This is a genomic window from Tenacibaculum xiamenense, from assembly GCF_964513065.1.
Classification (GTDB): Bacteria; Bacteroidota; Bacteroidia; order Flavobacteriales; family Flavobacteriaceae; genus Polaribacter; species Polaribacter xiamenense.
This window is the reverse complement of sequence record NZ_CAZEQU010000042.1, coordinates 677,293-700,674: the sequence shown is the minus strand read 5'-3', so window position 1 is coordinate 700,674 and position 23,382 is coordinate 677,293. Positions and strand designations below refer to the sequence as shown.

General features: G+C 30.7%; 25 protein-coding genes and 1 riboswitch. Of the genes, 9 read left to right on the top strand and 16 right to left on the bottom strand.

Annotation, left to right across the window (positions count from 1 at the left end; genetic code table 11):
- Window positions 1–53: 53 nt before the first annotated feature.
- From ACKTTV_RS22800 to ACKTTV_RS22775, 6 genes are all read right to left on the bottom strand, one after another.
- Window positions 54–473: an HYC_CC_PP family protein gene (locus tag ACKTTV_RS22800; RefSeq protein WP_408033184.1), complete on the bottom strand. Its 420-nt coding sequence runs from the start codon at window positions 471–473 to the stop codon at window positions 54–56.
- A gap of 256 nt (window positions 474–729) precedes the next feature.
- On the bottom strand, window positions 730–1,143 hold the full coding sequence (locus ACKTTV_RS22795; RefSeq protein ID WP_408033183.1) for a hypothetical protein: 414 nt from the start codon (window positions 1,141–1,143) through the stop codon (window positions 730–732).
- A gap of 181 nt (window positions 1,144–1,324) precedes the next feature.
- Window positions 1,325–1,720 carry a hypothetical protein gene (locus ACKTTV_RS22790; protein WP_408033182.1) on the bottom strand — a complete coding sequence of 132 codons (396 nt, stop codon included), beginning with the start codon at window positions 1,718–1,720 and terminating at the stop codon, window positions 1,325–1,327.
- Between the two features lie 133 nt (window positions 1,721–1,853).
- A complete protein-coding gene (locus ACKTTV_RS22785; RefSeq protein ID WP_408033181.1) occupies window positions 1,854–4,448 on the bottom strand; it encodes a carboxypeptidase-like regulatory domain-containing protein in 2,595 nt (864 codons plus the stop codon).
- Window positions 4,439–5,410, bottom strand: coding sequence for a FecR family protein (locus tag ACKTTV_RS22780; protein ID WP_408033180.1), 972 nt, complete (start codon window positions 5,408–5,410; stop codon window positions 4,439–4,441). Before ACKTTV_RS22780 ends, ACKTTV_RS22785 begins: the two co-directional genes overlap by 10 nt.
- Before the next feature lie 3 nt (window positions 5,411–5,413).
- Complete coding sequence (locus tag ACKTTV_RS22775) at window positions 5,414–6,028, bottom strand: RNA polymerase sigma factor (protein WP_408033179.1); 615 nt, start codon at window positions 6,026–6,028, stop codon at window positions 5,414–5,416.
- 240 nt (window positions 6,029–6,268) lie between these two features.
- On the opposite strand from ACKTTV_RS22775, the gene ACKTTV_RS22770 reads away from it, so the two are divergent.
- From ACKTTV_RS22770 to ACKTTV_RS22755, 4 genes are read left to right on the top strand one after another with little or no spacing between them, the layout of a single operon-like run.
- Window positions 6,269–7,735 (top strand): cobyric acid synthase, encoded by a 1,467-nt coding sequence (locus ACKTTV_RS22770; protein WP_408033178.1) that lies wholly within the window; start codon window positions 6,269–6,271, stop codon window positions 7,733–7,735.
- Between the two features lie 10 nt (window positions 7,736–7,745).
- The gene (locus tag ACKTTV_RS22765; protein WP_408033177.1) at window positions 7,746–8,768 is read left to right on the top strand and encodes a pyridoxal phosphate-dependent aminotransferase; all 1,023 of its coding nucleotides are present in this window, start codon (window positions 7,746–7,748) and stop codon (window positions 8,766–8,768) included.
- Window positions 8,756–9,682 carry an adenosylcobinamide-phosphate synthase CbiB gene (cbiB, locus tag ACKTTV_RS22760; protein ID WP_408033176.1) on the top strand — a complete coding sequence of 309 codons (927 nt, stop codon included), beginning with the start codon at window positions 8,756–8,758 and terminating at the stop codon, window positions 9,680–9,682. Before ACKTTV_RS22765 ends, cbiB begins: the two co-directional genes overlap by 13 nt.
- Window positions 9,679–10,200, top strand: coding sequence for an AAA family ATPase (locus tag ACKTTV_RS22755; RefSeq protein ID WP_408033175.1), 522 nt, complete (start codon window positions 9,679–9,681; stop codon window positions 10,198–10,200). The genes cbiB and ACKTTV_RS22755 overlap by 4 nt, the downstream gene beginning before the upstream one ends.
- A 233-nt stretch (window positions 10,201–10,433) precedes the next feature.
- Here ACKTTV_RS22755 and ACKTTV_RS22750 read toward each other — a convergent pair whose 3' ends face one another.
- The 10 genes from ACKTTV_RS22750 to ACKTTV_RS22705 form a co-directional block, all read right to left on the bottom strand.
- On the bottom strand, window positions 10,434–10,808 hold the full coding sequence (locus tag ACKTTV_RS22750; protein ID WP_408033174.1) for a hypothetical protein: 375 nt from the start codon (window positions 10,806–10,808) through the stop codon (window positions 10,434–10,436).
- A gap of 65 nt (window positions 10,809–10,873) precedes the next feature.
- A complete protein-coding gene (locus tag ACKTTV_RS22745; RefSeq protein WP_408033173.1) occupies window positions 10,874–11,437 on the bottom strand; it encodes a Crp/Fnr family transcriptional regulator in 564 nt (187 codons plus the stop codon).
- Between the two features lie 140 nt (window positions 11,438–11,577).
- Window positions 11,578–12,021 carry a VOC family protein gene (locus ACKTTV_RS22740; RefSeq protein WP_408033172.1) on the bottom strand — a complete coding sequence of 148 codons (444 nt, stop codon included), beginning with the start codon at window positions 12,019–12,021 and terminating at the stop codon, window positions 11,578–11,580.
- Window positions 12,022–12,025: 4 nt separating this feature from the next.
- A complete protein-coding gene (locus tag ACKTTV_RS22735; protein ID WP_408033171.1) occupies window positions 12,026–12,493 on the bottom strand; it encodes a GNAT family N-acetyltransferase in 468 nt (155 codons plus the stop codon).
- Between the two features lie 116 nt (window positions 12,494–12,609).
- Window positions 12,610–13,116: a GNAT family N-acetyltransferase gene (locus tag ACKTTV_RS22730; protein ID WP_408033170.1), complete on the bottom strand. Its 507-nt coding sequence runs from the start codon at window positions 13,114–13,116 to the stop codon at window positions 12,610–12,612.
- A 136-nt stretch (window positions 13,117–13,252) separates the two neighbouring features.
- Window positions 13,253–13,822, bottom strand: a complete 570-nt coding sequence (locus tag ACKTTV_RS22725; RefSeq protein ID WP_408033169.1) for a hypothetical protein — start codon at window positions 13,820–13,822, stop codon at window positions 13,253–13,255.
- 68 nt (window positions 13,823–13,890) lie between these two features.
- A complete protein-coding gene (locus tag ACKTTV_RS22720) occupies window positions 13,891–14,523 on the bottom strand; it encodes a hypothetical protein (RefSeq protein WP_408033168.1) in 633 nt (210 codons plus the stop codon).
- A gap of 429 nt (window positions 14,524–14,952) precedes the next feature.
- Window positions 14,953–15,630 carry a hypothetical protein gene (locus tag ACKTTV_RS22715; RefSeq protein WP_408033167.1) on the bottom strand — a complete coding sequence of 226 codons (678 nt, stop codon included), beginning with the start codon at window positions 15,628–15,630 and terminating at the stop codon, window positions 14,953–14,955.
- A gap of 73 nt (window positions 15,631–15,703) precedes the next feature.
- A complete protein-coding gene (locus ACKTTV_RS22710; RefSeq protein WP_408033166.1) occupies window positions 15,704–15,925 on the bottom strand; it encodes a hypothetical protein in 222 nt (73 codons plus the stop codon).
- A gap of 4 nt (window positions 15,926–15,929) precedes the next feature.
- On the bottom strand, window positions 15,930–16,382 hold the full coding sequence (locus tag ACKTTV_RS22705) for a DUF5063 domain-containing protein (protein ID WP_408033165.1): 453 nt from the start codon (window positions 16,380–16,382) through the stop codon (window positions 15,930–15,932).
- A 264-nt stretch (window positions 16,383–16,646) separates the two neighbouring features.
- Window positions 16,647–16,867, top strand: a riboswitch (cobalamin riboswitch).
- Between the two features lie 89 nt (window positions 16,868–16,956).
- Here ACKTTV_RS22705 and ACKTTV_RS22700 point away from each other — a divergent pair.
- The 5 genes from ACKTTV_RS22700 (at window position 16,957) to cobA (ending at window position 23,369) form a co-directional block, all read left to right on the top strand.
- Window positions 16,957–19,293 carry a TonB-dependent siderophore receptor gene (locus ACKTTV_RS22700; RefSeq protein WP_408033164.1) on the top strand — a complete coding sequence of 779 codons (2,337 nt, stop codon included), beginning with the start codon at window positions 16,957–16,959 and terminating at the stop codon, window positions 19,291–19,293.
- Window positions 19,294–19,349: 56 nt separating this feature from the next.
- Window positions 19,350–20,858, top strand: coding sequence for a PepSY domain-containing protein (locus tag ACKTTV_RS22695; protein WP_408033163.1), 1,509 nt, complete (start codon window positions 19,350–19,352; stop codon window positions 20,856–20,858).
- A gap of 3 nt (window positions 20,859–20,861) precedes the next feature.
- Window positions 20,862–21,692 carry a hypothetical protein gene (locus ACKTTV_RS22690; protein ID WP_408033162.1) on the top strand — a complete coding sequence of 277 codons (831 nt, stop codon included), beginning with the start codon at window positions 20,862–20,864 and terminating at the stop codon, window positions 21,690–21,692.
- 90 nt (window positions 21,693–21,782) lie between these two features.
- Window positions 21,783–22,601 carry an SDR family oxidoreductase gene (locus ACKTTV_RS22685; protein ID WP_408033161.1) on the top strand — a complete coding sequence of 273 codons (819 nt, stop codon included), beginning with the start codon at window positions 21,783–21,785 and terminating at the stop codon, window positions 22,599–22,601.
- A complete protein-coding gene (gene cobA / locus ACKTTV_RS22680) occupies window positions 22,602–23,369 on the top strand; it encodes a uroporphyrinogen-III C-methyltransferase (protein WP_408033160.1) in 768 nt (255 codons plus the stop codon). It begins immediately after the preceding gene.
- The last annotated feature ends 13 nt before the right edge of the window (window positions 23,370–23,382 follow it).

Genomic DNA, 23,382 nt, shown 5'->3' with positions numbered 1-23,382 from the left:
ACTCCTATTAGTTTTATAATAAGCTATAAAACTCCTGTTGTTTGTTGTTTATATCATATGAGGAAAACCTCATCAAGCAATTGAATGTCTTTTACGACATTAGGTGGAGAGTAATTTTTAAAAGGAATTACTTTATTATGTAAAACCTCAAATAGATTTATGTAAGCATATACATAAGACGTAACAAAAAGTTGCTGTTCAAAAGTTAAATTATCAAAAGACTGTTTCAATTCACTTTGTCCTTCAACAAATACTTGTTTATCCGTACAACATCCTTTTTTACTTACAGAACAGTTATCAGCAGTTTTAAGTTCAACTGCTTTTTCCATTCCACAAGATTTTGCTTTTGAAAATAGCGCCATATCTACTAAAGTATCACCACAAAAGTGTAGATCATATGTAAACGACATAGTAGAGAAAAGAACTACTAATGCCATTAAAGAAGATACTATTTTAAGTAAAAAACGCTTCATTTCTAATAGCAAAGATAGGAAAAATACTCTTACCTTCTTTTAAATCTAAGTTAATTTCTATTAGCAACTCATCATTATAGAACTCAAAACCAAACCTTTAATCTCACACCTATTTTTAAGTTTAAAAAAAGGTTATTTTTTTGTTAGGGTAGATTACTTCTAGGTTGTTATACATGTCCAGAAACAATTTAGGGGATTAAAGATTGATTTTGGTTAGTTAATAATTAAAAGCTTCACCTTGGTGGAGCTTTTTTATTTAGTATTCTACAGGCACTACTATTTCTTGATAAATACCTACCCCATTCACTCCTTCTCCCTTCCAAAGTTTAAACACGAATGCTTCCATTTGAAAAACTTCGATAGGAAACTTAATAACACGATTAGATATTGAAGTAACACAAATAGCTCGATCATACATAAGTGCATTAATTGCCAAAATCCTTGCTGTATCTTGATATTGATAATAAACGCTTCTAAATTCAGAACAATCATCTGGCAATGAATACGCAATATGGATGGTATCAATTGTTCCAAATTTAAAGTGATCAGGAACATATATTGTATCTATTTCTAGAACTACATCTTTATACGGTATGTTATTGTTTTCAATACATGAAACCAAAATTCCAATACTGAATAACAACATCATTTTCTTTAAATTATTAAGCATACATCAAATTACCTTATAATAAATTCTAAAAAAGGCTTACTTTAAAAAGTAAGCCTCAACTTAATCAATTAAACAAAAATTAACCATTCTACAACTGTTTGTTTAATTTGTTAACAATGAGGTTCTTTTCTTTTAGAAACCTCATTAAGAGAAATAAAAAAACCAATAATATGAGAGACATTTATTTTTTCACATTAATGTAAACTACCTTTTTAGCCGCCCTTTTGTTACTATCTGTTGCAGTTAAAAGGATACCGTATCTCTTTTCTTTAGCATCTTTTTTTATCTTGAACTTCACTTTTAGAGTATGTGATTTTTTATTGGTAAACTTGGTCACTGAATGACTAATTGCTAGCTCTTTGTTTACCGCGGTAATAGATTTTATTTCAACGTCATCTGTAACCTTTACCTCTAAATCAAAACTTGCTTCGGGTTTCACATTAATTGTGTTAGCAGGTTTTATAACACTAATTTTTGGCGGATTATCTTGAATTTTATCGTCATCGTTACAAGAGGTGAAGAATGTTACGCTTAAAATTAATGCGCATACTAGAACTAATCTTTTTTTAATTGTCATGTTTAATAATTTTAAATAGTTAATGAATTAAGAAGTAATTACTTTATTACTTCCCCTTTACACTTAACTAACAACACGAAAAACATGTTCCCTTACTATGGAAATGTTAAAAAAATCAAAAAACAGTTTTTAACTAAAACAACTTGATTGAATAAGAAATTGAAGGAATAAAAGGAAGTGCGAATCCTTCAGAAAATTGTGAATTTGTAAAATCTACCTGAGCATCGGTATATAAAAATAGAGGTGCTTTTTTTGCATAAATATTATAAAGGTTCAACTTTATATTATGTTCAGTTCTCTTTCCTTTTCTATTGTATTGAAAGGAAAGGTCTATTCTATGTTGGGGATCGTTGAATTCTCTATTTACCATTGTTTGATCTAAAAGTAAACCTTCAATTAAATTAAATTCAGGAATATTTTGAACTCTAATAATAGGATGTGCTGAACCAAAATATCCATTATAACCAATACTGAATTTGGGAGATAGTTTTATATTTCCTAATAATTTAAACTCATGTTTTCTGTTATAATGAAATTGAAATGGCTTTGACTCATTGATATTATTAAAAGTTAATTCTGAATTATTATATGTATATGAGCATTGCATACTCCATTTTTTCTTGTTTATATATAGAGAGTTTTCAAATCCATATGAAATACCTTTACCTTGAATTATCTGAGTAAAGTCTCGCAATATATCTTGAGAAAAATAAAATGGGTCTTTAAATATTTTGTTTCTTGTATGCTTGTAAAAAATGTCATTTTTAAAATAAATCCCTTTTTTAATTTTAAAATTCACATCAACATTCGCATGCCAGGTATTTTCAGGTTTTAAGTGTTTGTTTGATGGAATCCATAAATTATCTGGGAGTGTTAAATTGGTAGAAGAAATTACATGTAAATACTGTCTGTTATTATTTATTGCAAATGACGTAGCTATTTTAGGGCTTATTTGATATCCTAGGTAAAGTCTTGGCTGAAAATGAAAATAGCTTTTTTCTCCGCTTTTAAAAATGGTACTTCGCGCTCCTATTTGAATAAGCCAATTTTTCATTTGAGTAGTATTTTCAGCATATAATGCTCCTTTAAAAGAACTAAAATCAAATTTGGTTCCTTCATTTAGTAATTCGTCTTCAGATTTCTCTTCATATTTTTCTTGAAGTTCCGAAATACGAATATCATTTGTTCGCCAAATGGCAGAGCCTCCTAATTTTACTTTAAACAATTTCGATGAGGAAATATTTAGCTCTGAACTAAAACGTATATCATTGTTATCAGAATCTTTTCCTCTAAACAAAAAATCGTTTAGTACATTGTCAACACTTCTCTTTGCTAGTCCTATATTTTTAGAATAATAATTATTGAGTGATAAATTCGATTTTAAAAACAGATCTGACGACCATAAATGTTGAAATTGTAAACTATACACCTTGTTTCTCCAATAATATTTAGGTGTTGAATTTGAAGTTCCATCCGGAATTGTTTCCTGAGTGGTATAAGACGCAGAGATGTTATCTTCACTCAAAAAAGCCATAAAAGAAAGTTCGCTTTTTTTCCCTAATTGAAATTTTAATTTTGAAGTTAAATCGAAATATGATTTAGACATCGTAGGATCGGATCGCGGAAATAATGTATTTTTTAATATATCATTATAATAGGTGTCGAACGTAGAAAAGCGTCCAGAAACGAAAATGGAAGATTTATCTTTTTCCAAAGGAGATTCAAGAGTAAAAAGAGCGTTTTCTGTATTCATTTCTCCTGAAAAGCTACTCTTTTGTAAACTGGCACTTTTTGTTTTCACATCAAAAACTGCCGAAGAGCGATCACCGTACTCTGCGGGAATTCCACTTTTATATATTCGAAATGAGGCTACATTTTTCGGAAAAAAGATGGAAGATAACCCTAAAGAATGGTATGGGTTATATATAGGAACGCCATCCAATAGGAACAAATTCTGATCATCATCACTTCCTCTAACAAAATAACCTCCTATTCCTCCAGCCCCTGATTGTATTCCGGCAATAGATCTAGTAACATGGAATAAATCACTTCCTCCTCCAATATTTGGAGTATTAAATGCAAGTTGAACAAGATCGTTATGTTTTAAATTATGTTTATCGTTTTTTAGAGTGAAATTCTTATCTAGATTCTTTACAACTATTTCATTTAATTTAACTGAAGTATCAATATAAATTGTTTTCTGGTTATTAACTGAAAAATCTATCTCTATTCTCTTACTTAATACTCCAAGGTACTGAACTAAAAAACGATACTTCCCTTTGGGAAGTTTAATATTAAAATACCCTTCTCTATCTGTTGTAAAAACTTCTTTGGTTTTCTCACAATACATGGATACATATGATAAAGGATGACTATCCTCAATATTTTTTACATATCCATAAACAGTTATTAATTTTGGTAGCGTTAAAACAATGGCTCCTTTATCGTCGTATTGAGTAATGTTTTTGTTTTTTAGTATCGAAGATAAAATTTTACTAAAAGAACTATTTTCAAACTTTCCTGTAAATGATTCTCCTTTAAATATTGAAGGATTAAATATTATTTTGCGTTCTGTTGTTTTTGCTAAATGATATAGGATTTCACTTATGGGTCTGTTCTTAAATTCAAAAGAATATAAAACTTTATTGAATTCCTGTGCATTTAAAAAGTATCCATTAAAAAAAAGAAAAAAAGCTATAAGTATATTTTTCTTTTTAGCTATTGACATTCACCTCCTATAATTTTATACCCTTTTTGATTTACCTGCACATCCCCTTTATATAAATGGGCAATATTGCCTAAAATATTTTCAAGTTTCATATTTGATAAATCACCTGTAAAAGCACACTTATTAATTCTCTCAGAAATTTCGATTTTAGTATTAAACAAAACTTCTATTTTAAAAATTACTTCTGTTAACTCTGTATTTTTAAACGAAAGATCACTTACAAACCACTGATATGATTTTGTTTCAACACCAGTTAGCCTCTCAATACTATTCTTCTTATCTATTTTCACGAACTCTTTCGGCTTCAATATTTCTTTCTTTAAGGATTCTATATGGGTAACAGCAACTTTACCTTCTGCAAGTTGTACCATAGGTACCCCAACATTATCATCAACTACCAAAAACTGCGTTCCCAAAACCTCTGTTTTGTATGTTGGAGAATTCACAACAAAAGCCTCGTTATTTATATGCCTTACCTTAAAAAAAGCTGTTCCTAACAAGGAAGTCTTTCTGTCTTTTAAAAAATCACTTTCATACTTTAAACTTGTTCCTTTTTTAAGAATAACTACCGAGCTATCTGGTAGAACTACGGATTGATTATCATAATCGGCTACTATAGTAATCAACTCAGATTTATTTACCCAATACCAAGCAAATACAGTGCTAATAAGTAAAAGTAATGATGCCGCGACTTTGAACACCATTTTTGATCCGAAGAAACTCGTTTTCTTTTCTTTTGAGGTCTTAATTTTTTCTTGAACCTTTTTAAAATCTTTATTTATATCGACCTCTATATGGTTACCATAAGAATCACTTATTTCAAGTGCTTTTTGAATATCTTTAGCCAATTGTTTGTTATCATCAGAGACTTGTAACCATGCTTCTAATTGCTGCTTTTCTTCTTCAGTAAGCTCATTGAACAATTGCTTCTGTAACAATTCTATGTAAAAATCATTATCCATATTCTATATATTAACAACTAAAAACATGCCTACCCTTAAAAGTTCTGCAAAAATTAATAATCCTAAATTTTTATGTTTTAAAATAGCCTGTTTTACTATTTGCAAAGCCCTACGCATTTGTGTTTCAATCGTTTTTTTTGATATTCTTAACTTCTGCGAAATTTGATCATGAGAGAAATCTTCCATCCTGCATAACATAAATACCTGCCTGCATTTTTCAGGCATGCTATCTATTGCTTGGTAAACTATTTTTTCTAATTCGTTTACCTCATAAAAAGTTTCAGGTGAATCATCAGTGCTACCCACATAATTAAGAGCTTCTTCTCCAACATTCTTACGTCTACTTTTTGCTTTAATTCTATTTAAGCTACGGTTAATAACCGCTCTTTTTAAATAGGGTAACGCTTCCATTTTTTCAGGTAATTTTATTCGATTATTCCAAAAAGCTACGAATACTTCTTGCGCTGTATCTTTAGCTTCATCTTCATCTTTTAACAACTGATATGAGCGTTTAACCAATTCCTGATAATACTTATTAAACAGTTGTCTAAAAGCTAATTCATTACCTTTTTTAATTTGAAGAGTTAACTGTGTATCATTTATATGTTCTCTATTCATCTATAATATAAACAGTTACTTCATGATTTCAGTTTGTAAGTATACCATTATTTTAGAAATTAAAAAATTCTTAAAACAATAATTACAATTAATTTAACCTAGTATTCTTTATACAATTTGCTTATTTAAGAAAGACATATTTCAAGTAAAATGGCTGCGAACTAAACAAAAAACTTTCAAATTCGGTCTTTAAAAACCTACTCTTTATAGTATTTTAGCTCTTTTATTCTAAGCCTTAGTATGACTAAAAAACTACGTCCATTAATGTTTGTTGGTACTGGTTCAGATGTTGGTAAAAGCATAATAGTAACTGGTATTTGCCGTATTTTAAAACAAAAAGGGTTTGCTCCTGCTCCCTTCAAAGCTCAAAACATGTCTTTAAATAGTTATGTAACTAAAGATGGTCTTGAGATTGGACGAGCTCAAGCCGTTCAGGCCGAAGCCGCAGAAATTGATTGTACAACTGACATGAATCCTGTTTTGTTAAAACCCTCAGGTAAAAATAAATCTCAAGTTATTCTTCATGGAAAACCAATAGGAGATCAAACAGCTCGATCTTATTTTTTAGGTAACAATAAGCAGCATTTGTTTAGTGAGGTTAAAAAGGCTTTTGATCATTTAAACACACAATATTCACCCGTTGTTTTAGAAGGAGCTGGAAGCATTAGTGAGTTAAATTTAAAACATCGTGATATTGTTAATTTACGCATGGCACAATATGCTAATGCCTCGGTATACTTAATAGCAGATATTGATCGTGGAGGTGTTTTTGCCAGTGTGTATGGAAGTATTGCCTTACTTGATGAGAATGAAAAAAAACTAATAAAAGGAATTATTATCAATAAATTTAGAGGTGATATTTCTTTGTTTGAAGAAGGCAAAAAGCTTATAGAAGAACTCACTAAAGTTCCTGTTTTAGGTGTTATTCCTTATGCTAAGGATATATATATTGAAGAAGAAGACTCTTTAGGATTGGAAGAGAAAAACAAAAAAATATCGCAAGGAAAAATTAATATTGCGGTTGTTTTACTTCCTTTTATTTCGAATTTTACCGACTTCAATAGACTTGAAAAAGACAAACGTGTGCATCTCTTTTACACACGCTCAAAAGAAGATTTAAAAAAGGCGGACATTATAATTATTCCTGGTAGTAAAAACACGATTGCCGATATGCAATTTTTAAGAAGTTCAGCACTTGCTCAGGAAATTTTATTGGCCCACGAACAAAATAAAAAAGTGGTTGGTATTTGTGGTGGTTTTCAAATGTTAGGGCATTCTATCTCTGATCCGCACAATGTGGAAAATGATATTCAAACCATTCCTGGATTGGGTATAATTCCAGCCAACACCGTATTAGCCTCTGAAAAAACAACAAAACAGTGTCAATTTACCTTTAAAGGCAACGACAAGTTATGTTCAGGATATGAAATACATATGGGAGTTACTGATTTTGAAGAACAACTTCCTTTAAATTTTATTGATAACAAACCAGAAGGCTATATTAATAATAATTGTTGGGGAACCTATATTCATGGAATCTTTGATAATAGTACTATTGTTGACGATCTTTTGAATGAATTCAATATTGACTACCCTAGTGAGGAATTTGATTACCAAGCATACAAAGAGGAAAACTATAATAAATTAGCTCACCATCTTGAGGAAAACCTCAATATGCAGTATATCATTGAAAACTTGACATATTAAAGATAAAGCTATGATAGACTACGGACATGGTGATGACGTTTACAAATATGACGGAATTAACTTTAAAGCAAACTTCAGTTCAAATGTTTGGTATAAAGGTGCTCCTGAGAAATTACTAACTCACCTTGAAAAGCAATTAAACTCTATAGAAAATTATCCCGCTCCGAGTGCTGAAAATTTGGTTCATTTAATAGAAAAGCACCATTCCATAGCCAACAACTCTGCAATTGTGACTAATGGTGCAACCGAAGCTTTTTACTTGGTAGCAAACACTTTTCATTCATCAAGTGTTACTATTTGCGCACCTTCTTTTTCAGAATATGAACAAGCATCTATTGCTAACAAGCTGAACATAAAATTTATAAACCGTAGCAATGTTTTAAATCATCAATTCGATACTCAACTAGCCTTTATTTGTAATCCTAATAACCCTGATGGTATCGAAAATTCAGTGGAAGAACTTGACTCACTAATTTCAAAATTCCCTGATACAATTTTTATCATTGATGAGGCATATACGGAATTTACCAGCAGTAATATATCTTGTGTATCATTACTAGATAAAAGAAAGAATGTTATTCTCATTAAATCGCTGACCAAATTATTTTGTATCCCAGGATTGCGTTTGGGATACATATTAGCAAATCCATCATTGGTTTCTCAACTTTTAAAACATAAAATGCCCTGGAATATTAACTCAATGGCTCTTTCGGCTGGCGAGTTTCTATTTAAACATTATGAGGAATTAACACCTAGTTTCAACACCTGTTTCAAAATTACAGAAATGCTTAAAAAAGCTATTAGTAAACTAAACGGGTTTAAAGTACTTCCGACAAATACCAGTTACTTTTTAATTGAATTGAGCGAACCCAAAGCTTCTGAATTGAAATCTTATTTAATCCAAAACCACCAATTATTAATAAGAAATGCTTCAAACTTTAGGACATTGAGTGAGCATTTTATTAGAGTTTCCAGTCAAACTCCTGAAAAAAATGAGCTACTAATCAATGCTTTAAAACAATGGAAATTTTAATTTGTATACTTCCACTACCCATCGCCTATATTTTAGATTTAATATTGGGAGATCCGAGATGGTTACCACATCCGATTCGTCTTTATGGAAATTTGATTTATACTGGGGAAAAAATATTAAATAAAGCTAGTTTTCGTTTTGCTAAAGGAGCCTTACTCACAATAATTTTATGTTTAGGTACATTCTTATTTTTTTATGGCATAAACACATTTTTTACGTCATATCCTATACTTTATATTACATTCAATAGTATTTTTTTGTTTTATGCCTTGGCTAATAAAAGCTTAATACAGGAAGGCAAAGCCGTTTTTGATGAGCTGGATAAAGGAATTATTCAAGGTAGAAAAAGGCTTTCATGGATTGTTGGAAGAGATACAAGTCAATTAAACGAACAGCAAATTAAAACTGCTGTTTTTGAAACACTTTCAGAAAATTTAAGCGATGGGGTAATCGCACCGCTATTTTATTATGCTATACTAGGAGTTCCTGGTGCAATGCTTTATAAAATGATTAATACTCTTGACTCAATGATCGGTTATAAAAACGATCGTTATCTAAACTTTGGAAAGTTTGCCGCCAAATTAGATGATGTTTTCAACTACATTCCTTCCAGACTCACAGCTATACTCATGATAATAGTTACAGGTAAAATTCATAGAATTAAGGAAGTATTTTCAGAAGGAAAAAAACACTCTAGTCCAAATGCTGGATACCCTGAAGCTGCTTTGGCAATTATATTGGATTGTCGATTTGGAGGACCTAATTATTATCATGGACAGTTAGTGGACAAACCTTATATTGGGTTTAAGGATAGAATTTTGGGCAACTCAGAATTTAAAACCGTTGCCAAAATAAATCATACAACTACGTTTGTTTGTGTTGCTGGAATTATTGTCTTAAAACTGTTCTTATGAAAAGATATATAATCACAGGTGCTCCAGGTACCGGAAAAACAACACTTATTAATGCTCTGAATAAGAAAGGGTATACCACTTTCGAAGAGGTTTCTAGAAGAATTATAGTTTCCGAGCAACAAAATAATGGAACAAAAACACCTTGGCAAGATGTTGAAGCTTTTACGGATGCTGTTTATCTGCAAACTATAAAAGAATTAAATGCACGTATTCAAACACCTGCTTTTGTTGATAGAGGTTTAGCGGATAATATTGCTTATTTGAAACTGAGAGAATTACCTATATCTGAGAAATTTCTCAATTTTGATTATAAAAATGCTTATCAAACTACTGTATTTCTCTTACCCCTTTGGAAAGACATTTATGTTCAGGATGAACAGCGTTTGCAATCTTTTGAAGAAGCAGAAAAATTACAACTATTACTCATTCAATCCTATGAAAATCTTGGATTTTCTCTCAAACGACTCCCCAAACAAACTGTCGAGGAGAGAATTATGTTTATAGAAAATAACACCTAAAATTACTTGAAACATCAGTTAAAAATAATTTCACCAGGATAATGATATCACTAGCATGCAATTGATTTTTATGATATTTCGCTTCTAATTTCTATCTTTGGTAAAAACTATAGCTATGATAATTGTATTTATTCTCTTCTTAATTGCTTATTTTATATTTAGAAACTTTAGCAATCCAAAATCAAATAAAGCGAAATCGGATTATTTTAAAAGAAAGTTTAAGAGAGATTAACCTACTTTTCTGATAATAAATTCAATCCATTCATCTGATTCACTCCCATATATAAAACTATTAAAGCAATAATTCCAATTATAAAATTCCCTGTTAAAGTAATTTCAAATGGATTAAAAACCATAAGTATCAGACTACCTAAAACCCATGCATAATCTTGAATAATAATCCATAAAACAGCTAATCTTCTTTGTTTTTTTATTTCGTACCAAATTGTTATAGAAAAATAGACCAATATTAATCCAATAACCAAAAAAATGGTATTATTTGTTGTACCGAATAAATTGGCTATTTGGTTATTTAATAAAATCATTATTATACCCGATGTACCTGAAAATAAAGCGTTGACTTTTAAAGCCTTTTGTAATTTGTTCATTTTAAAAAAATCTTGTTTTCTCAAATTTCAATAAATAAAACAAGTTCTCTCTTGACAAATGATAATTAATTCATTTTTCTCAATCTGCTTAATGACTCAGGTGTAATTCCAAGCATGGAAGCTATATATTGTAGAGGAATATTATTAAAAAGCTCAGGCTCTTCATTAAGTAAACTATCAAATCTTTGTTTCGCAGTAGTGTGTAACTGTGAAAACATTTTCTTTTCCAATAAAGCGAAAGAATTTGCTAACAACGTATTATCAAACTCTAACCATTTAGGTTCTGTTTTATTAAGGTTAAAATGATTTTCTCTATTGATAACGAGAAGTTCACAATCAGTTATTGCTTGAATATTCCAATTATTCGGAGTCTCAAAAATAAAACTTGAAAGAGAAGTAATAAACCTACCTTCTTTACCAATCCATAATGTTATTTCTTTTCCATCAACTATATCATACATTCTTAGATAACCTGACTCAACAAAAGCCATTTGTCTACATATTCTACCTGACTTAAGTAAAAACTCTCCCTTTTTTAATTCTAATGGTTCAAAAGCTGATAAAATATTATTCATCGATTTTTGCTCAATAGATAGTTGACTTAAAATGCAACTTCTTAATTTTTCCATTTTTACTTATTGATTGTAGTTTATTTTAATTTAATTAGGCATGTCACGAACTATAACCTCTTCATTTTCATTTTGTATCCCTTCCTTTAACAATGTTTTTTTTGACGCTGTATAGTCGTATATTAAATATAATATCATTTCTATTCATTAATATTATTTTTTGAAAGATTTAGCTGCCATGAAATACCATACTTATCTTCACACCAACCAAATTTTTTTCCAAATCCATAATCCCCACCATCCTGGTAGTTATCCAGCGGAACCATCACCTGTCCTCCATTTGACGAAAGTAAATCAAATAACTCTTGTATTACTTCATCAGAATGACTTTCAATAAAAATAGAAACCCCTGGTGTAACTGACCAGGCATGGTTATAGTTGTTTTCGGAAATCATATATTTTACACCATTTAAGGTGAAAACTCCAATCTTGATAAGTTCAGGTGTTCCTCCTGGTTCTCCATCTGTATACTTTGTTATACGTTCAATTCTTGAATTCGGAAAAATAGAAGTATAAAAGTGTATCGCTTCCTCAGCCTTTCCACATTGATTTCCTACAAAGGTTAAAAAGGTTGTTGTATTCATCTTTTTATTTTTTTATCCATTTAATTTTGACTGCAGAGATTTTATCCAATTCTAATCTATCGGCGGCTAATTTTCTAAATCCATTTTTTAAATAAAAGCTTAAAGGTGAATTATAAAACTCTCCATTCTTTTTTTTGTCTTTGTTATGGTCAATTACCCAACCATTTAATTCAACTTCTCTCTGTTTTGCTAGTTCAATTATTTTCGTTCCAAGGCCTTTTCCTTGAAGTTTTGAATCTAATATAATTGCAAACCACCTTTCATTACCTCTTTTAAAGTCAAAGTACCACCCCATAATCTTATTATCCGAATCAATAACAAGTATATGAGTTTGCTCAGTTAACCCTTCAAGGTAAGCTTCAAATTCTTTAATTGAATCATAAGATAGCTTTTTAGGATATTCATTATTCCATAAATTAAAAACTTCATTTTTTTCAGATTCTAATAATATTGAACGCTGGATTAATTTCATTTAAAAGATGGTAATAATAATTTATAATATACTTCGGTGCGATATATTGTTACAATCCAATTTATTGTTAAGTACTGTGTTAAATTTAGGAATTTCCAATCTACTTTTTTTTAATTTCAGGATTGTTTTTTTAATTCGAGTGTATACAACCAATATTTAACTCCAAGCCTTGGCTCAATTTCTTTTACTATTTTAAATCCAATTTTTTCATAAATCCGTCGTGCACTTCCCATTATTTCCGAAGTATGCAGTGCCATCGTTTGTTCATTATTTTCTAACGCCACTTTAATACATAATTCAGTTAGTTTTTTTCCAATACCATTCCCTCTGTAATTTGGGTCAACGGAAACAAATCTTAGATGGCACCATTCTTCGTTATATATTTCAGTTGGATTTCCTTTTGGCACTAAAAACGCCATGCCTATTATTTCCTGATTGTTGCTTTCACATATTATACAATCAGAATTTTCAAGAAGATTGGAATAGACCCCTATATTGTTTATTGTTTTGTATAAACTATTCCAGTTATCACTCGTTAACTCATGTTTAAACTGTTCCCAAGATTTTAGTCCTAATTGTTTCAGCGATTCTAAATCATTAATATTTGCTTTTCTAAAATTCATTTTCTTTTAGCTTATACAGCGTACTTGTGCAGCGTTTGTTATGGAGCTTCATCAAATTTAGCTAAAATTTAATGGTTTTAGTTTTTAGCGAAAATCTTCGTAAACAAATCTTACTTATAAATCTTGTTAACACTAGTTAATACTTTAGATATGCTATTTCTGGTTTAATGGATTTATAATAAATAGTTACTTTTTCATTAACCTCAAACTCTAAACGATGATCGACATACTGGGTTCTATTAAAGTTTTTCTCCAAAATATTGTAAGAAAATGTAATCATTTTGAAACCCTTACTTTTGGAAATAACCTTAATCACTTTTGCCGATGACTTCTTAAATTTTATTGAATCAATAATTGGTTTCTTTAAAAGTAAAACAGCTACTTCAGGGTTCGATTTGTTCAATCTACCTTCGTATTTTTCGCCTATTATTAAAAAACTACTAGTATATTTTTTTGAAGATTTAAACGTTTGTTTGTTATAAGAATAACTAAATACACTTCGATTAAACTTATAGTCGTAGCCAATAATTTCACAGTCTATTATTTCAAAGTTGTTCCCCGCTCTAATTTCAGATTTGTATCCATTCAATGTGTTAACGTGGTAAAACACAAAGAACAGAATAATAGAATAACAAATTATTTTCCAATAAACTTTCTTCTTCTGTTTTGAATTAAGTTTATCTGGTTGAATTTTAAAGTATTTCAATATTGATGAATTATGGTAACAACTTTTCTTATATCCTCCGTTTTAATAATGGATACTAGATGTTGTGCTTAGTCTATTTCCACGAAGCCATTCAATAGTTTTTCACTTTCAGGTTTATAACTATTTAATAAATTTTGTGAAGTATATGTTATAAATTGAACTGTTCCTCCTGCATTTGAAAAGTAATATCCATAATAGGAAAATTTGATTCCTTGCGTAGTCCCATTTAATTGAAGAAGAAGAAGTTTTAAACCATTAACGTTTCTATATTCTTCTTTTACAATTTTTAAATCGGGAGCGACTGTTCTACCTGTTTCTAAAGCAATTGATTTTAATGTTTCAAGAGGTATTTCAACTTTTTCGGTTATCATCATTCCATATAAATCCCCCTCCTTTAATTGAAACTCATATTCTGCCTCTGGATTAGTAACTGCCTTCTTAAAAGACCATGTCTTTGGGTTTAGATAAACTCCAATATTTACTTTGCTACTTTTTAACAAAAACGTTGATTCTTCATGTCTCTTGAATACTTTCGGATTGGTTGGAATTTCTTTTTCTACTAATTTGTCTTCATTTTTATATTTCCATGTACCATCATCATATAAAAGTACTTCTTCTCCTTTTTCGGTAACTCCTTTTTGTTGTCCTTGAGTAAGATTAATTGCCAATAAGCAAAACAATAGTGAAAATATCTGTTTCATATTTATTTTTTTAGTAAAGCACAAAGCTTTGTGTATGAATAATTCCTTTTTTCTCACAAAAGTAAAAAAAATCTTGTATTAACTTTTAGAGAACACTTTAGAAGGTCGTTATTTATTATACATTTTGTTATGTTAGATTTTCCTTTTCAATTTTATCAAGCAATTTCTATATCCATTTTTTTGATTAATTTATATATGATTTTCTTTGCTTCATCTTTATTTTCTACTCCTAAGTATACGGTTCCCATTGTTTCTCTCTAGTTATAGTATAAATATACATTCAATGAGTTCTTTACTAAATTAAATAATTCTCCAGATTTGATGCCTTTAATTCCATTTCTCTAATAATCAAAAGCGTTTGTATATTAAGATTAGTTGCGGTACTCTAAGTTAACAAAAAATACCATATACATTTTGTTACCAGTTTTTTTATTCTTTAAATTTAACTATATCTTGTTTCATTTGTTTATTCCAAAAATCTACCTTGTCTTTGTAGATTCTTGTTATCGGATATCCATTATTTTCTTTTTCCGATTTCCATGTCAAATGAACAACAGCAATTCTTTTATCTTCTAATTCCAATATGATGTCATCATTATTTGTCTTTTTAGCAATTAGTTCGGTGTTTTGAAGAAGTAACGGATGATCATCAGGTAATTCAACTTTGAGTTCATTCATTAAGGCTTGAATATTTTTCTCTTCCATTTCAATCACATCCCAATATGGGGCAAGGAATTTCAATTCAAATGTCGTGTTATTTAATATGTCTTCTAAATTTCCATTTTTCAATAAGTCGGCAATTGTTTTTTCGATACAATTTCTGGATAATTCTTTTACAAATAAGTCTGGAGGTACTAGATAAAGTCCATTTAGGCTTTCTCCATTTTCTTCATCTGTTTTAATTGCCGTTTCAAAAAATTTATACATCCAAACATTTATTCCATAACTTCTACCGTCTAAAGTATCAACTATAATATTTGCAAAATCATTTTCAATATCATCCCAAGGAGTTGATATTTCAAACTCAAGCCATAATTTGAAAGGTTTATTCTCATTTTCAATGACTTTTTCACTTAAAGAACATGGGTTTAAGTTTCTAATATCCATTTTTATCTGATTACTGGTAACGGTTTGGCTAAGCTGCGTTTTAATGCGGTTTAGGTGGTGTCGTAACACGTTTTCATTTTTCAGTGTTATTTTCTTTTTTCTTTTTAACTGCCCATTTTCTAATTTGGTCATTTAAACTTCTAAATCCAATACCTCCAAGTAATATTCCAATAGGCATTCCGATTAAAGTTCGCCAGAACTCTTTGGGGTTTCTCTTATAATCAGGTAAATAAGCCCAATACAAAAATCCGCTAAATGATATGATTAAGATTGTAATTATTATATATTCAGTCATAAAGTTAATTTCGCTCTTTTAATCTTTTTAATAAATCTACTAAATGTTGTTCAGAATGAGTTCTCATCAAAAATTCAAAATGCCAAAGCGCATCATTTTTGCTGGTATTATCCATTCTCCATTTTACAGCTAGTAAATCCTTAACAATATCAGTTAAATCATCTAGCTCATCACCACATACAATTTCTATATTTGGTTCCATTTTATTAGAATCTAAAACCATACTATACAAGTCGAAGTCGGGGAAATTAGATTTAATATTTCTTCTTATTTCGTTATAATCAAAGTTAGGTTCTTCATTATAATCCATTCTATCAAATTCAAACACCAAGTCTAAAAACTCTGAATAAACCCCAACTAAAAGTTTTTTTAGAAAATTAATTTTGTCAGTCAATTCAACTTTTGGGTTTATTCCGAATTCTGTTATTTGGTCTATAAGTTTTCTTAATTCACTCAATTTTTATTGGTTTGTTCAAATGTGTTACAACTCATTATATCTAAACAAATATAACCGTTATCCATTATACTTCCTCTGACAACAATATATTAGTCTATTTTATATGTGATATACTGTTAAAACAAACCATATTGCATCTCAATTATTTTTACATCCAAAGATTTGTTTGTTTACGGTTATTCTAGCCCCTTAATTCCTTAACTTTAACATAAAAGCTAGCAACGTTCTTAAGAAAAAATTATTTGACACGGGCAAAAAGCACTACATTTGCCCCCGATTTACGGTTTTTTATGCGAGTAAAAATTAAAAGGGAATTTGGTGAAAATCCAAAACTGTTCCCGCAACTGTAAGGTTCTATTTAAACAAAATATCATACATCTCAAGTAAGACTTCTATTTTTTGAGATTCAGCCACTGCTTAACTTAAAGTGGGAAGGCGATATTTTGAGACCAAGTCAGGAGACCTGCCTTAAATCATAAAATTTTTAGTAACTCTCGGGTAAAGGGTTAGAAAATACATAACTACTAAACGTAGTATTTTCTACATATTACCTGCTTAAAACGGTTTTCAATTAATGAAAAAACTAGTGTTATGCAGTGTGTTTATGCTGTTGGCTATTTTTGTCAATGCACAATCCAACACTACAATTACAGGAATCGTAAAAGATTCTAAATCTGGAGAAGGAATCCCTGATGTTTCTATTTCTATTAAAAGTTTAAAAAAAGGGACAACTACCGATGTTAATGGTAATTTTACCATTACAGTTTCTAACAAATCGGGAGCTCTTCTTTTTTCAAAAGTGGGATATGCTACAAGAAGAAAAAGAATACTTCCTTCTAAAACAAAGCAAACAATTACTATTTCTCTACAGAAGAAATCCATTGCTTTGGAAGAAGTAACAGTTAATTCGAATCAAAATCAGCTAAAAAAAGAAGTATTAAGTGTTGGAAGACTGAATGTAAAGGATATTGATGCTCCTGTTACCACAAACAGTGTAAGTTCTAAAATTATTGAACAACGCAATGTTACCGACCTTGGAGATGCAATGAAAAGTGCTACAGGTGTAAGACCTATTAATAGGTATGGTGGTTTTCAAACTTTCAGGATCCGCGGTTTCAATAATTTCGTTTTACTAATTGATGGAGTAAGAGATGAGCGTCATAATATCTCAACAAGTGCACCTACTACAAACTTAGCCAATGTTGAAAGAATTGAGGTATTAAAAGGACCTGCCAGTGCTTTATATGGTCACTCCGCTCTTGGAGGTATCATTAATATTGTGAGAAAAAGACCTACTTATCAAGATCAAGGTAGCTTCAGTATTTCTTATGGAAGTTTTGATACTTACAATATGTCTGCTGGGTATGGAGGTGCTATTTCTGACAAACTTCGATACAGAACGGACTTCGGAATGACACGTTCTAATGGATGGAGAGATTATGGCGTTGAAACAAACAACGGATCTTTCATGTTGGAATATACTCCTTCTGATAAGGACAAATTAGAATTCTATGTTCAAGTTAATAGTGATAAATATGATACTGATACTGGAATTCCAATGGATGTAGACGGTTCTTTAGTTCCAGGTTTAAATCCTGAAACCAGATATAACGATCCTCAGGATTATTTAAATCATAAACGCTACGACTTTCAATTAAAGTATTCTCATAAGTTCAACTCGAATTTAGAACTTACAAATCAAGTTTCTTATTCGAGTGATGATATCGATTATTTATCTACTGAACTTTTAGTTCTAAACGATGCAAAAGATGAAATAACTAGAGATTTCCCTTTCTATTTTAACCATCAAACGAAAACTTTACAAAACCAATTAGACTTTAGTTACACCACAACTACTGGAAGTATTCAGCACAAATTATTGTTTGGTAACTCTTTGAGTTTATTAGATCGTAAAACTTTCAGAGGGAGTGTTGTTGGACCAGGAGTTGGTACTACAATTTCTGTGCAGAATCCAATTTTAAATCAAGGACATATTGAGCCTGTAGACGAAAGAGTTGATGTTAAAGAAGAGTTTGTAAGTGGTTTTTATATTCAAGATTGGTTACGTTTTTCTGATAAATTCAAAGCGTCAATTAGTCTTCGTTATGACATCTTTAATGGAACCTACTATAGAGATCAACTTAACAATAACAGAGTTGTTACCGAAAATGGTGTTAGAACAGATATTCCTAAAACCGCTTTTACATACAGAGGAGGTTTAGTATACCAACCTTTGGAAAACATGAGTATTTTTACTTCGTATTCTAATTACTTTAAACCGTCAAGAAGAATTGCGGCGGATGGAAGAGTATTTGATCCTGAAACAGGGTATCAAGTTGAAGGAGGTTTAAAATTCCAGAAGAAAAATATCCTTACAGCAACTTTATCTGCTTTTTATTTACTTAAAAACAATATTGTTGATGGATCAAATCATAACAATTTAAAACAAATTGGTGAAGCAGATTCAAAAGGTTTGGAACTTGATATTGAAGCGCAACCAATTAAAGGTTTATATATTAATGCTGGATATGCTTATGTTGATGCTAGAGTTAGATCGTATGACGAAGCTTTCCAATCTATTAAAGCAGGAAATGTACTTCGTTTCGCTCCTAAAAACTCAGGGAATTTATGGGCTACTTATGAAATTCAAAAATCGAGACTAAAAGGACTAGGGTTCGGATTTGGAGGAAATTATGTTGGTGAAAATTACACCAATTCGGAAAACACCTTTAAACTTCCTTCATACACCACTTTAGATGGTACTATTTATTATGAAACAAACAAGGTAAGAATCGGATTAAATATAAATAATCTTACCGATGAGCTTTACTTTACAGATGCCATTTACGATAATCAATTTTTCGTAGGACCTGGAAGAAACTTTAGGTTAAACCTTACTTATAAATTTTAATTATCAGGAGCTGTCTATTTTAAATAGGCAGCTCTTTTTGCTTAGAACCTTCTATCGTGCAAAAACTAACCAAACAAAAACTTCAAAAGAAAATAATTTCCCTCCACCATTGGCTGGGAACATTTTTCAGCGCTTTATTTCTCATTTGGTTTCTATCAGGAATTGTTATGATGTACCAATCATTTCCTTTTTTAAGTAAAAGCGAAAAAAGAGAAATGCTTCCTGCGAACAAAATATCAAACCTTCTTTCTCCAACAAACATATTTCAAAATCAAGTTTCAGATACTATCCATAGTATTTCACTAAACTTCCAATTAAATCGTCCCGTTTATCATTTTGTCTCTCATAATGGAAAAGTTATTTCTAAATATGCTGACAATGGTGAACTCATTAGCATTACCAAAGAAAAAGCACTTTACATAGCAAAAGAAAATTTAAAAATTACAGAAAAAGGAACTGTAAATACCTTAACAGAATTGGATCAATGGATTCCAAGAACGCGCTTTTTAAAGCATATGCCTATTTACAAGATCGATTTCGAAAATGATGATGAAAGTTATGCTTATATTTCTTCTTTAACTGGAGAAATTTTAGCCACCAACACTTCTACCGAAAGATTTTGGTCTTGGCTTGGTGCTATTCCTCACTGGATCTATTTTAAAGATATTAGAGTTCATAATCAACTGTGGTACCAACTGATTGTATGGCTATCTGCTCTAGGTTTTATCATGGTTATTACTGGTATCTTTACTGGGCTTGTTCGATATAAAAAGAAGCCAAAATCAAAATTCAAACGCTTTAAAAACAAGTGGTATAATTTCCACTATTATTTTGGTTTGCTCTTTGGAACCTTTATTTGTACGTGGATATTCAGTGGATGGATGAGCATGACTCCATTCAGTTGGACACCAAGTACTAGTCTTTCTAAAAAAGAACTACAACTTTGGCAAAACGAAAGCTTTACCCTCGATAAATTTACTTCAGCAGAATGGGATAATTTCACCCATCAAATCAAAAACACAAATTTTCAGGAAGTCAATTTTTCTTACTTTAAAGGAAATATTTTTGCTACTGCTTACAACCATGACTATGGTACATTATTAAATCTTTCTAAACCTAAAATACTCCCTTCAATTGAAGATTTTAATGCAATAGTTGAATCATTTCCAGTTAATAATACCATTACGAAAACTACTTTACTAACCAATTACGATAACTACTATTACAGCAGACATAATACTAAAAAATTACCCGTCATTCGCATAGACACCCACACAGAAACAAGCTATTATATCGATCCAGAAACAACGAAAGTTATTTACAAATGTTCTACTAAAAACAGGGTTCAACGTTGGATATATCATGGGCTTCACAGTTTAGACTTTTCGTTTTTAGCTTGGAAAAGACCTTTGTGGGATATCATATTAATTGTTCTGTTATTAGGTGGATCAGTAGTGTGCTTCACTGGTACAGTAATGGGGATTAAATTTTTAAAAAGAAAACAACGAAAGAAGAAACATGGAAAAAGGAAGAGGAGAAAAACTAACCAAACTAAAACATATTAACACATGGGAAAAAATGTAGCAAAAGCGAAAACAACTTTCCTCTTTTGTGATGGAGGTTCTTGTAAAAAAGCAAACAGTGAAATGGCTGTAAGAGAGGCAAGAGCCCATCTAAGAAATGAGGGACTTTGGGATGACACTCATAGTATTAGAACTCGATGCAACGGACGATGTGAAGATGCTCCAACTTGGATTGTTGAACCCGGGAATTTCTGGTATAAAAATTTAACTCCAAAAAAAGCTGTTGAAATTATTCATTCACATACGCAAAATAATAAACCCATTGAAGAATATTTACTATATCAGAACGGTTGGGAAAACTTGGATTCAGATAATGAAAGACCATCCAAACCTTTTGTTTTTAATGAAAAAACAGATTCGGAATATGGTAACGTATTAGTATCGAGGTCTTCTGCTTCGGATCAATATTTATATCCTTTGTTTAAAAAACTATTTGAAAACTACTCCGATTTTAGCGTCAGATTTCCAGATAATTCTGAAACAACGATTTCGGAAAACCATCAAGTAGAGTACACTGATGTCTTCGATATGATTGTTAGTGGAGAAGAAACTAATTTCAAACTAGCAATCGGTCCAATTACAAAAGTCATGGAAAAAGACGTTGCTCAGGAAATAAAAGACCGTAAAGTTGGGGTTGCAGAAGTTATTTGGGACCAAGAAAATTCGAAGTATATTGGTTATCTTCGCCTGAAAAATAGGAAAGGTAAGTTTTTAATGACAATTAGCATTCCTAAAAGGAATAGTGACGCTTGGAATTATTTTCTTAGTATTTATCTAAATATGGACATTAATAAAATCATGAATTTAGAATTTTAAATTTCTAATGATTGTCTTTCCAATTGGCACTATTCAATAGCGAAATGTAAGATTTACCATAGGTTCGGAATTCAATATAAATGTATTCTAATGAATAAAAAACAAATTAGTATTCTTGGTTGCGGTTGGCTAGGTTTTCCTCTAGCAAAGCATCTGATTTCAAAAGGTTATAAAATCAAAGGTTCAAGTACTACTGTAAGTAAAAAACTAATGCTAGCAGAAGCTGGTATTCAGCCTTATATTTTTAAACTGGGAGAAGATAACAATCAAGAAATTTACGACAATTTCCTTTCAGAAAGCGAAGTCATCGTTATTAATTTTCCTCCAAGACGAATTCCAGATATTATTAACATTTACCAAGAACAAATACGTAGTATTCTTCCACATATTAAAAATTATCAAAAGGTTATTTTTGTTAGTTCTACTTCTGTATATCAAAACACAAATGATTGGGTAACCGAAACTATTGATAATAAACCTGAAAAAGACTCCGGTAAGGCGGTATTAGCCGTTGAAAATCTTTTGAAATCTCATTCAAAAGAAAATCTTACGGTTTTGAGGTTAGCTGGTCTTATTGGTTATGACAGAGTTCCTGGAAGGTTCTTAGCAAACAAAAAGGAAGTTGCCAATGGCCAAGCTCCTATTAATGTGATACATCAGGATGATTGTATCGGATTAATTGATGCTATTCTTAAACATAATAGCTGGGGAGAAATTATTAATGGTTGCGCTGATAACCATCCTTTAAGAGAAGAGTTTTATACACTTGCTGCAAAAAAGGCTAATTTAACACCTCCTGAGTTTAAAAAATCCGAAACTATTCAATTTAAAAAGATATCCAATACCAAGAGTAAAGCGCTCTTAAATTACAATTATAAGTACCCAGATCCATTAATCCTTGTTCGTTAAATGCATAAAATAGCTATCTTAGGTGCGGGTCCTGGAGACCCCGAATTACTTACTGTTAAAGCCTTTAGGCTTATTAAAGATGCCGATATTATTTTGCATGATAATTTGGTTTCTTCAGAAATTTTAGATCTAAATGCAAATGGCGAAAAGATTTACGTAGGAAGAAAGTTTGGAGACCAATCAAATCAGATAGATAGACAAGAAGCAATCAATGTATTGTTGCATGAAAACTATAAGAAAGGGAAAAAAGTAGTTCGATTAAAATCTGGTGATCCATATATTTATGGAAGAGCTGCTGAAGAAGCTCGTTATCTTACAAAACATAAAGTTCCATTTGAAGTAGTTCCTGGGATTACCGCTGCGATTGCCGCAGCCAACACTCTTAATATTCCTATTACGGAAAGAAACCACTCGAATGCGATGCTTATTTGTACCGCTCATACTGCTGATTATTCTTTTGAACAGCTTAACGGAATTGCACATATGCTCAAAGCAGGCAATACAATTTCAATTTACATGGGGCTAAAAAGTTTACATCGCATAATCCCAAAGTTATTGGAGGTATGTAAAGATGAAAACATCCCTGTAAATGCTATTTCGAATGTTTCTAGAAATAACCAAAGAATCGTAACAGGAACATTGGGAACTATCGAAAAGGTTGTTGCCTCCGCTTCTTTGGATATGCCGGTTGTTTTTATTATTGGTGCAACACCTATACAATCGAATAATCTAAACACAGAAAAAGTATATATCGAACGAAATTCATAGCATAGACTAAAAA